At 63.7% G+C, this 578-nt stretch carries 2 protein-coding genes; both read right to left on the bottom strand.

From position 1 onward, the window contains the following. Positions 1 to 176, bottom strand: a 176-nt coding sequence (locus Aut01nite_RS43115; RefSeq protein WP_307837573.1) for a VOC family protein, incomplete at its 3' end; no start/stop codon positions are given. A 127-nt stretch (positions 177 to 303) separates the two neighbouring features. After that, positions 304 to 528 (bottom strand): hypothetical protein, encoded by a 225-nt coding sequence (locus tag Aut01nite_RS43110; RefSeq protein ID WP_152629018.1) that lies wholly within the window; start codon positions 526 to 528, stop codon positions 304 to 306. Between the last annotated feature and the right edge of the window lie 50 nt (positions 529 to 578).

Here is a 578-nt window from a genome sequence, read left to right as displayed (position 1 = left end):
GGGCCATGACCGTCTGGGGGCATCAACTGTTGATAGCGGCCGGGCGAACTCGGCTCAGCGCGGTAGCCGAGCACACCGCACCAGAACGTTGCCGACCGATCCAAGTCGGAACAATCCAGAACTACCACTAACTCCACGTCATGTCGTCCACCGAAGCGAACCGGTTTCTCGGTCATGACAGCAGGCTACGCAGGGCAAATCAGGGTCCTGATGCCACCCGGTGGGAGGGCAAGCGAGGCTTGGCCGGGCCATCCGGATCTGCCGCGATCAAAGCACTCAGCAGCCAACCATCGTTCGGACGGCTCAGCGGACGAGTCGCCTGACGATCGCGGCAACCGGTAGCAACAGCGCCGCCGCGAAGCAGACCACGATCGAAGCCCGCAGGGCTGTCAGCGCAGCGGGATCGGCACCGGCCGCCACGAGACGTGGAAATGCAGCCGCCCCAACTGCCGCGACAACGAGCGCCAAGCCGGCCGCTATGAGGAGACGCCTCGGGGTGATGCCTCGATGCTCGACGCTGGTATCCATCGATTCATTATCCTTTCCACCGCCAACATCCCTGTCTTACCCTCATGGCG

Source organism: Actinoplanes utahensis (assembly GCF_016862455.1).
Classification (GTDB): Bacteria; Actinomycetota; Actinomycetes; order Mycobacteriales; family Micromonosporaceae; genus Actinoplanes; species Actinoplanes utahensis.
The sequence above is the reverse complement of the archived record's forward strand: the minus strand, read 5'-3'. Positions and strand labels throughout refer to the sequence as shown.